This is a genomic window from Pseudoalteromonas sp. B131b (genome assembly GCF_037162545.1).
GTDB classification, from domain to species: Bacteria; Pseudomonadota; Gammaproteobacteria; order Enterobacterales; family Alteromonadaceae; genus Pseudoalteromonas; species Pseudoalteromonas fuliginea.
The window spans coordinates 1,268,261-1,282,666 of record NZ_JARLUZ010000001.1; the positions used below are offsets into that span (position 1 = coordinate 1,268,261).

The following is a 14,406-nucleotide window of genomic DNA, read 5'->3' on the forward strand; positions in this document are numbered from 1 at the left end:
CCTAGGCAGAACCCTTCGGGCTGCGCATGTTTGGCACTTATGCTGCGTTATCGCCTATGCATGGGGAATAACCACACTACATAGGCTCTGCCTTGCCTAAATACCATGCATGCTGCTGCAAATTTAACCTCGAAAGATAAACAGGCCCTAGTGAAGTAAATTAGGTAAGTTACGAATATACGATGAAAAGAATGGATTGCCAACGGCTATAGTAGAAATACTGCGCCGTTGGCTAAATCAGACCGGGAGGTCGATTATTGATTGCCACCAACAATGGCAGCAACAGCAGCTAGTTCTGCTGCTTCTTGGTGTTGTTGTTCTTCACGGTCAATTAAGTCCATTGAAGCGCTATCAACTAAACCTAATTCAATTTCACGTAAAGCAACAACCGTTGGTTTATCGTTTTCAGGGTCTACTAGTGGCGTTTTACCACCAACAGCAATTTGGCGGGCACGACGAGCCGCAACTAAAATTAAGTCAAAACGATTACCAACTGCATCTACTGCATCTTCAACTGTTACGCGGGCCATCACAGCACTCCAAAAATAATTTAAAAGCAAAGGCGTAGTTTACTCCAAGGAGCCACTTTCGCCAATAGCCAGTGTTCAATTTTTATCAGTTTTACTCGCCTAAGCCTAATTTAAATAGGCTTAAATTATTTAAGCAGACTATTTAGTAAAACTTGATGACGATCTTCTTGAGCTTTTAGGGTTAAGCGTTGAGCCATTACAATCATTTCTATATCAGCAAGTGCGCTCTCAAAGTCATCATTTACAATTACAAAGTCATACTCGTTATAATGTGACGTTTCAGATTGTGCTTGTGCCATACGTCCGGCAATAACGTCAGCCGAATCTTGGCCACGGTTATTTAAACGCTGCTCTAGCTCTTTTTTTGAAGGAGGTAGAATAAAAATGGTTTGTACGCTTGGCATAATTTTGCGCACTTGCTGCGCGCCTTGCCAATCAATATCTAAAAACACATCAATACCCGCATCAAGTTGCGACTCAATAGCTTGCTTTGATGTGCCATAGTAATTATCAAATACTTGAGCCCATTCAAAAAAGTCATTTTTTTCAATCAGCGCTTTAAACTCATCTGTAGAGACAAAATGATAATGCACGCCATTTTCTTCACCGGGGCGAGGAGAGCGAGTCGTGTGCGAGACCGATACTTTCATATCAGTATGCTTTTTTAATAACGCATTGATTAAGCTTGATTTACCAGCACCAGAAGGGGCTGATAAAATAAATAGGTTTCCGCGCGATTTTACCATTACATTCTCTATTTAAAAATAAACAGGCTTGGATTACGAGTAAACTAAGCCTTTAATACCCGCATTGTACTGTATTTAGTGAATGGTACTCAACTAGGTCAAAATGGGTTTGGGTTAAGCAAATTTTACTTTATTTCGTCCATCAGCTTTTGCTTCGTAAAGAGCAATATCAGCACGCTTAAAAAAAGTGTTCTCAGTATCATTTGGCTTATAACTCGTAATTCCAATACTTAGCGTTATATGATCTATTTTAGGGAAATTAATATTGCTTATATAAGCTTTTAATTGCTCAGCACAATGGAGTAACTGTTCTTTGCTTTGCCCGCGAATTAATACAGCAAACTCTTCACCACCGAGTCTATAAAGTAGATCTGTTTCTCTGAGTTCATTAGTAATTTCACGGGCTAATTTTATAAGAACTTTGTCGCCAACATCATGTCCATAACTATCATTAACTTTTTTGAAATGGTCTACGTCTAGTACAAGTACACCGAGTAATCCGCCTCTAGACGCTATTTTTAACTCATGAGTAAGCTGCTCTTCCCAACGATGTCTATTATAAGCCCCTGTTAATCTATCTTTTGTTGCAAGTTCTAGTAATTTATTTTCAGCGTCTTTTCTATTTATTAGCTCTTGAGACAAATTTTCGGAAAGTGTTTGTAAGTTTTTTTCTAGGTATCTAAGCTCATCTTTTTTAGCTTCATCTTGAACAGGCACATCTTCAACATCAGAGTCGGCTAGTGAACCACGAATTGTCTCTAAATGGTCATGAATTCGAGAGAATGTCTTTCTGAAAGAGCTAATAATGTATTGAGTCATAATAGAACCAATTATTAGAGCACACAGTCCTAAAATAAAATTAATAATAACAAATTGTTGAAGGTGTTTATTGGTATAAATAGAGACTTCCTTTGTAACTTCTTCTAACTTTAATAAAAGGGCCTCAACCTCATTATCAAGTTGCGTGTCTAACTGTTTGGCATGATTCCATTGTTCTATACTTAAGTTTTTGTTTTTTAATGGCAAAATTGCTAGGTAATTTTTATAATCAGAATATAGTTGATCTAATCTTTTTATTGAATCAATAGCAGAAATGTGTGCTGTTTGGACAACAGCAATGTGTTCGTTTGCTATACCCTGTTCAATGATTTTTAAAGCTAATCTAATTCGTACAATCTGATGTTCAATACTTTCTTTTATATTGTTTTTAAGCCCTAAATGTTTTTGAATTTCAGTGTTTTTAAAGTATTTACTTTCAGAGACCTCCATCAATAAATGATGCTTAATTTGCAATATTTCTATTTCATTAATCTTTTCATTTAATGGAATATCAACTTTAGTTAACTCATGCATTTCCTTTTCAATGGTTTGCAAAGTACTTAGAGAATATAAAATTACGATCAATAAAAAAAATAGCAATAAAGCAGACAAACCTCTTATTCGGCTAACAGTAGATAGACTTGGAAATTTAGACATAGTTCTATGTATCCTACATATTTGATCGTTGCATAGTTAATTATAGTTTTATTTAGTTATGGTAACTATTTAGGGGATAGCTTAGTACCTACATAATACACTTTGATGGTTTGACAGGGCAAGGACACTAATGGTAAGGGTAGCTCAAAATGGAATCAACAAAAGCGATCTAGATTTTGAATGTTTCTCAGTCTGTTTAGATTAACTCCAGCGTGCTTATCACTAAAATTTACAAGTAGTCCGCTTTTTTTCATGCTATTACCCTTGCCCTAGGATCTGTTGAACTTTGCTGTATATAAATTGTTCATGCATGCATTGGCAGCCACATCATCAAAAAACTAAGCGTAATCATACTTGAATAATTACGCGATAATTTATCGTATTTTGTTGCTATTGCTCGATAATTTTTAATTCTACCGAATGCATTCTCAACCAAATGTCTGTATCTATATAAGCACCAATCAACATCCTTATTACCTTTCTTCTGGCTCTTCCTTCTTGGGATTGTTGAATCTGCTCCCATTTTTCTATTTTTTCACGAAAAGTGTCGCTATCATAGCCCTTATCTGCGACAACATGTTCAGCTTTCGGCGAGTTTTTTATCAAACTTTTTGCATGAACGATATCGTTTACTTGTCCTTGTGAAAACTCAAAGTAAACAGGTAAGCCGCCGCTATCTACGCTAAATGGATCTTGGTTGAGTTGCCTCCTCGGCTCTTCCCTATATCTTCGGTCGCTGAAGAAGCCGCACCCGTTCCATGTTGATGAGCACTGATAATACTCCCTGTAGTGGTCAACTAATTTTGGCCACAGTTTTAGAATCTTGATATCTAACCTCAGATTCATTTGGTGCTAAACCGGCATTATAATGATGCGGCCTAACATTGTTGTAATATCCATTTATGTAATCACTCACGCTATATTTAGCGTCTATAAAGTTTCCATATCCAATCTTTGGCATCCATTCCGTCTTAAAGCTTCTAAAAATCGCTCCATTGGCGCATTATCCCAACAATTTCCACGTCTACTCATACTTTGTGTGATTTTATAGCGCCATAAACGTTGACGATATTTTAAACTTGTATAATGGCTACCTTGGTCTGAATGGAACATGAGTCCTGTCGGTTTCCCTCTGCTTTCATATGCGAGTTCAAGCGCTTTTAGCGTTAAATTAGTATCTGGTGACAACGACATTGCCCAGCCAACCACTTTGCGTGCAAATAAATCAATAACCACGGCTAAATAAGCCCAGCGATTGCCTGTCCAAATATACGTCACATCACCGCACCACACGGTATCCGGCTCAACAACATCAAACTGTCTATCAAGCAGGTTTGGGATTTCAAGGTGTTCATTACCACCACGTTTATATGAATGTTGAGGTACTTGGCAGCTTTCGAGCTTTAATTTAACCATTAGCTTAGCTGCACGATAACGGCTCAATTCAAAATCATTGTTCGTTGCTATCGCTGCGATTGTCCGTGCCCCTGCTGAACCACCACTCATCGCATGTATTGCTTTTACTTCAGCCTCTAATCTTGCTTGCTCAGGTGTCGGCGCTGTATCCCGTATGGCCCAGTACTTATAGCTGCTGCGATGCACATTGAATACGCTACACAGCAGACTAACTGGATAACGCTCTCGTTGATTTAACTTCTCGATTAACGAGAATTGTTCAGGGAGTCGGACATCAAGAGAGCGGTAGCCTTTTTTAATATATCCTTTTCTAATTCAATGCGTTGGATTTGCTTTTTAAGTTCGCGGATTTCAATTTGTTCGGGCGTCATTGGTGAAGCTGTGGGTGTCTGACCATTGCGTTCTAGCTTTAATTGAGTAACCCATTTACTTACGGTTGATTTACCCACCCCCATAGCTTTTGCTGCGTCTTCTTGCGTATAACCTTGGTCTACTACAAGCTGAGCCGTTTCTAATTTAATTGCCGCTGAATATGTTGCGCGTTTTAATTTCGTCATTTTTTCACCCAAATTTGTATGCTTATTAGCATAACATTTCTTTCTTAATGGGTGGCCAAAATCACTGTACCACTACACCCATCTATAAAGAGCCATTCGACGTCTTCAGAATCCACCAATATATTGAAAGCATGAGATAAGACCCCCTTACTTGACCATAGGTTAAATCGGCGAGAAACCTTACTCCAGCGCATCCAAATTCTTTTGGTAAATCACGCTATGGTAAACCTGTTCGCATTCGATAGAGTATTCCTTCCATGGTTATTTGATGCGCAGGCTTATCATAAATTCTCCCCGAACTTAGCATTGCTTTGTAAAGGATTTCCCAACGTTCATCTGTTAACATTAGTCTTAGCATAGAGAGTCGCTATTTTTTGTTTTTGGCGAAGTAAATTATACCCGCTCACGATGCTGTTTAAAAAGTATACTTGAAAAATCAACAGCCCCTAGAACGGTAGAAAACAAAAAAGCCTAGAAAAATCTAGGCTTTTTAATGCGATTCTGCTTACCCAATATTAAAGGTTCGAATTAAACTAACCAAAGTTAAACTCTACTTCTGTAGAAGCTTGCTTTGTCATTACCTTATTTTCTTCGAAATCGTCATACAGCACTGATTCTTTCTCGGTAAAGTGGTCAAAGCTGTCATAGCAATTCATACCTCCTTGCTGTAATTCAGAGGATAAAGTATCAGTAGACCAGTCGTTGATATCTCCGATAACAAATAAGTGATGCTTTGCCCGAGTAACGGCCACATTGAGTAAATTAGGTTTCCCATTAACCCATGTTATACCTCCTGCTTTATTACGCACCTTAGACGCTGCGGTACATATAATTACTGTTGAAGCTTCTTTCCCTTGGAAGGTATGAACTGTACCAATATTATCTTCAGCAAAAGTAGCTAAGTTTTGTTTCTGTTTACTTTCACCTAACGCTTCCTGCATCCAGTCATGATTACCTGAATCGTTTGATCTACTTTCCCACTCTTTCTTCAATACAGCACTCATATTAGAAAACGGTGTAATTATGTACACTCCTCCAGCAACCATTTCGGGTTGCTCTTTAACCAAAAACTGAACTACGTCAAGTGCAATTCTTGCCTCTTTTTGATTAGCATATCCCTGCTTATTTATTTCATCAGATTTTTCCGAAACGTTTATCCAGCCACTCTGAATAGCCTTCCACTTAAAAGGCTGGCTAGCTAGAACCATGCGGTTATCGTACGCAATTTTATTTGCCACAGAAAACATAGGCTCGGTGCACCGTCTATGTACTAATAAAGGAATACCTACTTTTCGCTCACCTATTTTTGCAATGTATTGCCCTGCATTATCGCCAAGAGACTGAGCAGAACTAGTACTAACTATGTAATCATCTCCCCACTGGCGAGCGGTATCTTTTTTAGAAATTGGAAGGAAATCAGCTGCTATAGCTAAGTCAATTGAAGGTTGCATTGTTACTACTGGCTCAAGCTGGATAGGATCTCCAACAAAAATAGTTTGCCTACTTCTTTGTAGAAGGCCAGCCACATGATAATTAACAGACTGACCTGCTTCATCGATCATTGATAAGCCAAAACCACCTGTTTTTTGCATTAACTTAAATTGATTCTCTACTGAAGAAAGTGAGGTACTAATCACAGGAAAAAACAAAAACAACATTGACCATAATTGTTGATGCTCAGGAATAGCTTCTTTAGTTTCTAGTCGACCATCAATAAGTTGACCAAGATTTCCCCAGTGCTTTTTAAACTGACTTGCTCCTTGCTCAAGAATCGCTTCATTCAATGCCATAGCATAAATAAATAATTCACTTCTACAACGGTTTAGCTCTTCACTTCCTAAAGGTGATTGTTGTTGCAATCTTTTTTCTGCTTCTTCGAAAGATTCGTCACTTCTTTTCGAATAAGCCTTTGTACCAATTAAGTGTCTATCATGATCAAACACCCATTCTTTAGACGATCTATCAGCTAACTTTTTTATCTTTGCAAAGGCATTTTCAAAATCACTTTTAGCTGTTTTAAATTTTCGTTCACTATGGTCTTGATGAAGTTTTTTACCAAACCACTGTTTTTTAAAAGAATCTAAAGCTTCTATCACTGCTAGCCATTGTTCATTAGTAAATTTAGCCCAATTAGTTGAAAACGCATCTATTGATAATTCTGACTGCTCTATGCTAATTAACGCGTCTGTAAAAGGTAAGAAAAACTTATTATACTTATTGTTAGCATGACACTTCTTAATATCACTGGCCAACAACATAAGCTTCTCTTGCTCTTGTAATGACTGAACAAAGTTAGCAATAATTTCTTTTGCACTTTCTTTGCCTTTTTTCTTCAAATCTTTCATTAAAGAATCAAGGTGAAAGAAATCACTCACTTTATTGAGATGCGCAGAGAGCGCCTTCAAAAGTGGTTTAAATGCTTTACGGTTTTTTGAATTCCCCAACACTGCACAAAATACCCCCAGTCACCTTCTGGGGCAACGATTTTAAAATGCTTGGTTTTGGAGGAGAACGCTTTATGAAGTTTTGATAAGGAAGGTAATTCTTTAGATATATTCTCAACAGCTTTATTATTGCTAGAAGCGACAACCATACTGTGTTGCATAATTAAGCGAGTGACTTTTTCATCACTGAACCAGTCATTTTTATCGCTAAGCTCCTTTAATAACAGAGTACGCGAAACAAGTTTGTCAGCAATAATATCTTTTAATAATGTTGTTTTACCTGTCCCAGGAGGACCATTGACAGCAACAACAGGGTTATCGCCTGCCTTTTTTGCTGTATTCACAGCAAATGACTGTAGCAAACTAAGGCCAAACTCGGGGTTCTCAGGCCAACGTCCATATATAATGCCATTAGTTAAAGGCCAGAAAAAGTCGCCTTGGTTAACTGCTTCCGGGACTTCGGTTTTATCCTTACGTCCGAGTAAATAAGATCTCAAAGGTAAAGATAAGCCCTTTGTACCCCATTTACTAACAGCTGAAATGGACCTTTCAAGATCATCAACAAAAAATGGACCTAGTTGTTTACTCTCTAACCCATCCGGGTAATAACAAAAACGCCAACGAAATGTAACGGCTCCTGATTTTTTTCCAACTTCAGGTATATCTGAATTGGAATCATAGCTAGGATCAATTGGCTGGCATTGTTCTATCATAAACTGTCGAGATAATTCATCAGGCCAGAACTGTCCAGCTAACTCTCTGTTTAATAGTAGAATTCTTTTGCTCAACTCTGTTGATGTCAGCGGCGTATTTTCATCTTCAGACAGAAAACCTGAGTGGAGAACTGTTTCTATATTTTCCATTCGAGCTTCTACCCATTCAGACAAGCTCATACTATCAGGGATAGATGAATTGCAGCGACGATATAATGTACGAATAGTTGCCAAGTTAATAATCAGGTCTTCATCTTCTTCTGAACGTGACCATACAATAATCTCCCTATCTTCATCCCAACGAGGTATTAGTGCTTGTCCAACAAGGTATGTACGAGGCGTTTTATAGTTAGGGTGTTTTTCATCATCTTTAGCAATATAGCCTGCGCGATGACATTGAAACATAATCATTAAACGGCTATTTTCAGTTATTTCCAGTTTGCCATCTTTGAACTTGTCTTCGGCTTGTTCTATCCAACTTGTTTTAAACTTATCAGCCGGTTCACTGATAAGATTCTTTTTATAATCAACAGGACACTCCGGTAAATCAAACAACTCAGCATCTAACCAGTAATTTAGGATACGTTGGCAGCGATCCTTATTTTTATTTTCGTTGATAATTGCATTATCTACTTCTGGGGTAGCTTTTGGTTCTTTATGTCTCACTTTGAAATTATTGATTTTCTTCGCTGAGCTGCTAGAAAGTTGGGTCGTTTGAGTTGAGCTACTAGGAGTAAAATCTATAAATGCTTTTTTCGGCCAAATAGAGCATGTAAAGCGGATTTGAAAATCCCTATCATTTAAATTATTTCCTTATATTTAGTAAGTTATAGACAAGATTGCTAAAACTTAGTTTTAATATTTATAAGCCTGTTCTTAATTATTATTTATTACTGTTTCCACGGTATCCCCATTCATAATATAGACGGGCAGTAGAATATCTACGTGGTTATTATTTTAGTTTTTGTATCGTCTAACTCGATGTTAGGTTGTTCATTATTATAAGTCCATAACCAATCTTTAGGTATATCTTGTAACTCACTAATATTACGTAAATATAGTAGCTTAGCCAGTCGTGTTAAACCATGCTACATAAGGTACCTGAATGAATAATTAGTATATTCGGGTTAATTGTCACACCTGATAAATGTAGGCTTTCCGCGCCATTCTATAATTTGATTAAGTGACCAATAACACGCTCGGCTGGGAGTGGTAATTCAGCACCTTTTGTGAGTCCTTCGTGATTATAATCATCAGTCATACTGAATAAACGATAGCTTCTATTATTTTTCAGGGATTATTACCTTTTACTAGTTAGCCGTTTGAATGGATACGGTAATTTAATAAATAAAGAAAACAAAAAACCTAGCAAATGCTAGGTTTTATAGGGCGTTGAGAACGTATACTCAGAAGTATTACTCAATATTCTGGATCTGCTCACGCATTTGTTCAATTAGTACTTTTAGCTCTACGGCTGCAGTAGTGATGTCACTATTGATAGACTTAGACGCTAGCGTGTTAGCTTCACGATTAAATTCTTGCATCATAAAATCTAAGCGGCGGCCACATGCGCCTCCTTTTTTAAGGATTTTTTAGTTTCTTTAACGTGAGACTTTAAGCGATCTAATTCTTCAGCCACGTCTTGTTTTTGCGCAAGGTAAATAAGTTCTTGTTCAAGGCGCGATTCGTCAATGTTTGCTGTTAAGTCTTCTAATTTTTGAGCCAGTTTTTCACGCTGCCATTTAGCAATTTCTGGCATGTGCGTTTCTACAATTTCTACTTGTTCTAAAATCGCATCAAGGCGGATTGCTATCATTTCTTCAAGGTTTGCACCTTCATCGCCACGTGCTGATTTAAAATCTTCTATTACTTGATCAAGACCAACAATTAGCGCTGTATTAACGCTATCCATATCAAGTTCTTGTGCTTCCATAACGCCAGGCCAACGTAATATATCAACAGGGTTAATGTCGCCATTACTTTGTTGTTGAACCCATTTAGCACTATTTATAAGTTGCTCAGCCAGAGCTTGGTTAATTGATAGCTCCCCAACATGAGCAGGGTTTGCTACAAACTTTAAAAAAACCTCAACTTTACCGCGTTGTAAGTGTTTACGTAAGCGCTCACGAATAACCGGTTCCATGCCACGAAATTGCTCTGGTGCACGAATAAATGTTTCAAGGTAACGCTGGTTCACTGAACGAACTTCCCAAGTGCCAGTTCCCCAATCGCCTTTTATTTCGCGACGCGCATAAGCTGTCATACTGTGGATCATGGATATTTTCCTAAATTTATAAATACAATACTATGATGATTATACCGTAACACTGCTTAAGCTCTAGGGAAAATTTAATACACTGAATATTTTGCATACAGCTATTTATTTAAATCAGCATGGTATCTATACCCACATACACTTATAATGTCGCAAATTCTGAATTAAGGGGATCGTCAATGCGTCCAAGCGAAAGAACACCTAACCAAATTAGACCTGTTACATTTACACGTAATTATACTTTGCATGCTGAAGGCTCAGTACTTGTTGAGTTTGGTAACACCAAAGTACTTTGTACAGCTACTGTCGAATCGGGCGTTCCTCGTTTCATGAAAGGTCAGGGTAAAGGTTGGATCAATGCTGAATACGGTATGTTACCGCGAGCAACGCATACGCGTAATGCTCGTGAAGCTGCACGTGGTAAGCAGGGCGGCCGTACTATGGAAATTCAACGCTTAATTGCACGTGCACTTCGTGCGGCTGTTGACTTAAAAGCGCTTGGCGAAAACACAATTACCATTGACTGTGACGTTATTCAAGCTGACGGCGGTACACGTACTGCTTCTATAAGTGGTGCATGTGTTGCACTTGTTGATGCGTTAACGCATATGCGTGCAAAAGGTATGATTAATTCAAACCCACTTAAACATATGATTGCAGCTATTTCAGTTGGTATATATAAAGGCCAAGCAATTAGCGATTTAGAATACATTGAAGATTCAGCTGCTGAGACTGATATGAATGTAATTTTAACCGAAACAGGTAAAATTATAGAAATTCAAGGTACAGCCGAAGGCGAACCTTTCTCGTTTGATGAGCTAGATGAGCTACTTACTTTAGCTAAACATTCTATTCGTGAAATCATTGACGTACAAAAGCAAGCATTAGCATAAATAGGTAGGCCACTCGATATGAAAGATTATCAAAAAGAGTTTATAGAATTTGCTCTAGAGAAGCAGGTATTAAAATTTGGTGAGTTTACTTTAAAGTCAGGCCGTACAAGTCCGTACTTTTTTAATGCCGGTTTGTTTAATACAGGTCGTGACTTAGCACGCTTAGGTCGTTTTTATGCATCAGCATTAGAAGATTCAGCGATAGAGTATGATGTACTATTTGGTCCCGCGTATAAGGGTATCCCAATAGCGACAACGACAGCGGTTGCATTAGCAGATCACCATGATAAAGATGTACCTTACTGTTTTAATCGTAAAGAGAAAAAAGCACATGGTGAAGGCGGTACATTAGTAGGCTCAGAACTCAACGGCAAAATAATGCTGGTGGACGATGTAATAACCGCAGGTACTGCTATTCGTGAGTCAATGGAAATTATTGCACAAAATGGCGCAGATCTTAGCGGTGTATTAATAGCATTAGATCGCCAAGAAAAAGGTAAAGCCGAGTTATCTGCTATTCAAGAAGTTGAACGCGACTTTAATACCCAAGTGATCTCTATTGTAAAATTAGCTGATCTTATTAGTTACCTTGAAAACCAAGGAACGATGGATGAGCATTTAGCTTCAGTTAAAGCTTACCGTGATCAATACGGCGTAGCGTAAATAAAAAGCCTCGCAGTGCGGGGCTTTATTTTGACCTTCATTCATAGAGTTTATTAATGAAAGATGTATTAAAACCAAATGGCTTAGGCCTTAAGCGTGTTTTTAAAGCAAGTTATTGCTCCTACCTTGGCTTTAAAGCTGCATTTAAAGAAGAAGCAGCATTTAGACAAGAGCTACTCCTAAGCCTTATATTATTCCCTATCTCATTTTGGCTTGCCTCATCATTATTACATTGGGCAGTCCTAGTAAGCTCATTGCTTATTATACTAATAGTTGAATTACTAAATTCTGCCATCGAAGCATTAACTGATCGAGTAAGTACAGAATTACATGTATTGTCAGGCAGAGCCAAAGATATGGGATCTGCAGCCGTAACACTTTCATTAACGATCGTGTTGATCATTTGGGGTGTAAGCCTTTATATGAAAATCGCTTAAGCGCACTTTTAGACAATAAGAAAACTGAAAGTGCCTTTTTTTGTTAATGTTTTGCTAGTTATGTTGTGTTTTTAACCTGTTTAGCTCAAATAGTCAGCGAACAGCACATTATTTCAAGTTTTCTTCAAAAAAGGGTTGATCTGTTTTCGGATCTCCCTATAATGCGACCCCACTGAGACGGGAAAGGCCAACGCATAGCGAGGCACGAACTACTCAGAGAGTTAAATAAAACTTCGGTTTTAAATCTTCTAAAAAGAAAGTTTAAAACAAAGTATTGACTCGAAAAATAAAGGGTGTATTATTCGCATCCCTTGAGACGCTAAAGCGACTCAAAACGTTCTTTAACAATATAAAGCAATCATCTGTGTGGGCACTCGTACAGATTGAGTTCTAACAGCCAAGCTACTTAGGTAGCGAGGCAAACAAATTAGAGTCTCAATTGAAAACTGAGTGACCAACAGAATAGTTATTTAGGTAATTATTCGGCACAGTCAATTCAATATCGAAAGATATTAAAAAATTCAGAATTCATTGAGCTGTCGAAAGACATAAAACTTTTTAATTGAAGAGTTTGATCATGGCTCAGATTGAACGCTGGCGGCAGGCCTAACACATGCAAGTCGAGCGGTAACAGAGAGTAGCTTGCTACTTTGCTGACGAGCGGCGGACGGGTGAGTAATGCTTGGGAACATGCCTTGAGGTGGGGGACAACAGTTGGAAACGACTGCTAATACCGCATAATGTCTACGGACCAAAGGGGGCTTCGGCTCTCGCCTTTAGATTGGCCCAAGTGGGATTAGCTAGTTGGTGAGGTAATGGCTCACCAAGGCGACGATCCCTAGCTGGTTTGAGAGGATGATCAGCCACACTGGGACTGAGACACGGCCCAGACTCCTACGGGAGGCAGCAGTGGGGAATATTGCACAATGGGCGCAAGCCTGATGCAGCCATGCCGCGTGTGTGAAGAAGGCCTTCGGGTTGTAAAGCACTTTCAGTCAGGAGGAAAGGTTAACGGTTAATACCCGTTAGCTGTGACGTTACTGACAGAAGAAGCACCGGCTAACTCCGTGCCAGCAGCCGCGGTAATACGGAGGGTGCGAGCGTTAATCGGAATTACTGGGCGTAAAGCGTACGCAGGCGGTTTGTTAAGCGAGATGTGAAAGCCCCGGGCTCAACCTGGGAACTGCATTTCGAACTGGCAAACTAGAGTGTGATAGAGGGTGGTAGAATTTCAGGTGTAGCGGTGAAATGCGTAGAGATCTGAAGGAATACCGATGGCGAAGGCAGCCACCTGGGTCAACACTGACGCTCATGTACGAAAGCGTGGGGAGCAAACGGGATTAGATACCCCGGTAGTCCACGCCGTAAACGATGTCTACTAGAAGCTCGGAGCCTCGGTTCTGTTTTTCAAAGCTAACGCATTAAGTAGACCGCCTGGGGAGTACGGCCGCAAGGTTAAAACTCAAATGAATTGACGGGGGCCCGCACAAGCGGTGGAGCATGTGGTTTAATTCGATGCAACGCGAAGAACCTTACCTACACTTGACATACAGAGAACTTACCAGAGATGGTTTGGTGCCTTCGGGAACTCTGATACAGGTGCTGCATGGCTGTCGTCAGCTCGTGTTGTGAGATGTTGGGTTAAGTCCCGCAACGAGCGCAACCCCTATCCTTAGTTGCTAGCAGGTAATGCTGAGAACTCTAAGGAGACTGCCGGTGATAAACCGGAGGAAGGTGGGGACGACGTCAAGTCATCATGGCCCTTACGTGTAGGGCTACACACGTGCTACAATGGCGCATACAGAGTGCTGCGAACCTGCGAAGGTAAGCGAATCACTTAAAGTGCGTCGTAGTCCGGATTGGAGTCTGCAACTCGACTCCATGAAGTCGGAATCGCTAGTAATCGCGTATCAGAATGACGCGGTGAATACGTTCCCGGGCCTTGTACACACCGCCCGTCACACCATGGGAGTGGGTTGCTCCAGAAGTAGATAGTCTAACCCTCGGGAGGACGTTTACCACGGAGTGATTCATGACTGGGGTGAAGTCGTAACAAGGTAGCCCTAGGGGAACCTGGGGCTGGATCACCTCCTTATACGATTTAGAACTTATTTGTTCGTAGTGTCCACACAGATGATTGTTAATTAGTGCGTGTCCCTTTGGGATAACTAATTAATATGCTCTTTAAAAATTTGGAAAAGCTGATAATAAAATTCTGATGAATACATTGTATTTATCAAGAGTTTTCAAAAGTAA

Annotated in this window: 8 protein-coding genes, 1 rRNA gene and 5 pseudogenes; 4 read left to right on the top strand and 10 right to left on the bottom strand. The window is 39.3% G+C overall.

The window, feature by feature from the left end; genetic code table 11:
* Positions 1-254: 254 nt before the first annotated feature.
* From rpoZ to P4S65_RS05970, 10 genes and pseudogenes are all read right to left on the bottom strand, one after another.
* Entirely contained in the window at positions 255-530 is a 276-nt protein-coding gene (gene rpoZ, locus P4S65_RS05930) for a DNA-directed RNA polymerase subunit omega (protein WP_007378835.1), read from the bottom strand.
* A 125-nt stretch (positions 531-655) separates the two neighbouring features.
* Complete coding sequence (gene gmk / locus P4S65_RS05935; protein ID WP_337119743.1) at positions 656-1,276, bottom strand: guanylate kinase; 621 nt, start codon at positions 1,274-1,276, stop codon at positions 656-658.
* Positions 1,277-1,390: 114 nt separating this feature from the next.
* A complete protein-coding gene (locus tag P4S65_RS05940; protein ID WP_096792312.1) occupies positions 1,391-2,752 on the bottom strand; it encodes a GGDEF domain-containing protein in 1,362 nt (453 codons plus the stop codon).
* Between the two features lie 304 nt (positions 2,753-3,056).
* Positions 3,057-3,537: pseudogene (locus tag P4S65_RS05945) on the bottom strand (IS5 family transposase); the annotation flags it as partial.
* 8 nt (positions 3,538-3,545) lie between these two features.
* Positions 3,546-4,725, bottom strand: a pseudogene (locus tag P4S65_RS05950) (IS3 family transposase).
* Positions 4,726-4,802: 77 nt separating this feature from the next.
* A pseudogene (locus P4S65_RS05955) lies at positions 4,803-5,083 on the bottom strand (transposase); the annotation flags it as partial.
* Between the two features lie 175 nt (positions 5,084-5,258).
* Positions 5,259-7,172 (bottom strand): DEAD/DEAH box helicase, encoded by a 1,914-nt coding sequence (locus P4S65_RS05960; RefSeq protein ID WP_337119744.1) that lies wholly within the window; start codon positions 7,170-7,172, stop codon positions 5,259-5,261.
* Positions 7,127-8,548, bottom strand: a complete 1,422-nt coding sequence (locus P4S65_RS05965) for a hypothetical protein (protein WP_337119745.1) — start codon at positions 8,546-8,548, stop codon at positions 7,127-7,129. The genes P4S65_RS05960 and P4S65_RS05965 overlap by 46 nt, the downstream gene beginning before the upstream one ends.
* 464 nt (positions 8,549-9,012) lie before the next feature.
* A pseudogene (locus P4S65_RS21870) lies at positions 9,013-9,149 on the bottom strand (IS3 family transposase); the annotation flags it as partial.
* Between the two features lie 148 nt (positions 9,150-9,297).
* Positions 9,298-10,157 (bottom strand): annotated as a pseudogene (locus tag P4S65_RS05970) (YicC/YloC family endoribonuclease).
* A 179-nt stretch (positions 10,158-10,336) separates the two neighbouring features.
* On the opposite strand from P4S65_RS05970, the gene rph reads away from it, so the two are divergent.
* The 4 genes from rph to P4S65_RS05990 all read left to right on the top strand — a co-directional run bounded on the left by rph (position 10,337) and on the right by P4S65_RS05990 (position 14,245).
* Positions 10,337-11,050: a ribonuclease PH gene (rph, locus tag P4S65_RS05975; protein WP_002958890.1), complete on the top strand. Its 714-nt coding sequence runs from the start codon at positions 10,337-10,339 to the stop codon at positions 11,048-11,050.
* Between the two features lie 18 nt (positions 11,051-11,068).
* Positions 11,069-11,713: an orotate phosphoribosyltransferase gene (gene pyrE, locus P4S65_RS05980; RefSeq protein ID WP_096792328.1), complete on the top strand. Its 645-nt coding sequence runs from the start codon at positions 11,069-11,071 to the stop codon at positions 11,711-11,713.
* A gap of 56 nt (positions 11,714-11,769) precedes the next feature.
* The gene (locus P4S65_RS05985; RefSeq protein ID WP_008139662.1) at positions 11,770-12,150 is read left to right on the top strand and encodes a diacylglycerol kinase; all 381 of its coding nucleotides are present in this window, start codon (positions 11,770-11,772) and stop codon (positions 12,148-12,150) included.
* 559 nt (positions 12,151-12,709) lie between these two features.
* Positions 12,710-14,245, top strand: a 16S ribosomal RNA gene (locus P4S65_RS05990).
* Positions 14,246-14,406 lie beyond the last annotated feature (161 nt).

Excerpts from the sequence above, each read along its gene's own strand:
- rpoZ (WP_007378835.1), bottom strand. The coding sequence starts at position 530 with ATGGCCCGCGTAACAGTTGAAGATGCAGTAGATGCAGTTGGTAATCGT.
- gmk (WP_337119743.1), bottom strand. The coding sequence starts at position 1,276 with ATGGTAAAATCGCGCGGAAACCTATTTATTTTATCAGCCCCTTCTGGT.
- P4S65_RS05940 (WP_096792312.1), bottom strand. The coding sequence starts at position 2,752 with ATGTCTAAATTTCCAAGTCTATCTACTGTTAGCCGAATAAGAGGTTTG.
- rph (WP_002958890.1), top strand. The coding sequence starts at position 10,337 with ATGCGTCCAAGCGAAAGAACACCTAACCAAATTAGACCTGTTACATTT.
- pyrE (WP_096792328.1), top strand. The coding sequence starts at position 11,069 with ATGAAAGATTATCAAAAAGAGTTTATAGAATTTGCTCTAGAGAAGCAG.
- P4S65_RS05985 (WP_008139662.1), top strand. The coding sequence starts at position 11,770 with ATGAAAGATGTATTAAAACCAAATGGCTTAGGCCTTAAGCGTGTTTTT.